This is a genomic window from Flagellimonas alvinocaridis (assembly GCF_004916895.1).
Lineage (GTDB): Bacteria > Bacteroidota > Bacteroidia > Flavobacteriales > Flavobacteriaceae > Flagellimonas > Flagellimonas alvinocaridis.
Genome location: NZ_SNTZ01000055.1, coordinates 1 through 630, shown reverse-complemented (window position 1 = coordinate 630; position 630 = coordinate 1). Strand labels below are relative to the sequence as shown.

Here is a 630-nt window from a genome sequence, read left to right as displayed (position 1 = left end):
GGTAAATTTGGTTAATTTTTTTCGTTTTAGTATCGTATATCTGGAAGAAGTTCATTTCTTTTGATGGGGAAGTAGTTCAACTTCTTTTATTTTTACATCTAGGATCCGACTTGTATCATAGATACGAATAGGAATTGAATCATTATGGCAAAAAAAAGTTTGATTCAGAGGGARAAGAAAAGGAAAAAWTTGGAACAGAAATATCATTTGATTCGTCGATCCTCAAAAAAAGAAATAAGCAAAGTTCRGTCATTGAGTGACAAGTGGGAAATTCACGGAAAGTTACAATCYCTACCRCGRRATAGCGCACCTACACGCCTTCATCGGCGTTGTTTTTCGACCGGAAGGCCYCGAGCTAACTTTCGWGACTTCGGCCTATCCGGACACATACTTCGTGAAATGGTTCAGGCATGTTTGTTGCCAGGGGCAACAAGATCAAGTTGGTAAGATAAAAMTMTCSCTTCATTTCTATGATCATCGATCATAGAGAGCCCCTTTACCATTCTGTATAAATGGGCTATTCTATTTGTACAGATATGGTAGAGGGTCGYMTTCAATMCTTGTTTTTTAKTAGTTTTCMGYTYTTCTCTTTASTTTAGCGCGGGGTAGAGCAGTTTGGTAGCTCGCAAG

At 38.5% G+C, this 630-nt stretch carries 1 protein-coding gene; it reads left to right on the top strand.

Annotation, left to right across the window (positions count from 1 at the left end):
* Positions 1–144 precede the first annotated feature (144 nt).
* Positions 145–447, top strand: coding sequence for a 30S ribosomal protein S14 (gene rpsN, locus EZV76_RS17870; protein ID WP_136567694.1), 303 nt, complete (start codon positions 145–147; stop codon positions 445–447).
* Positions 448–630 lie beyond the last annotated feature (183 nt).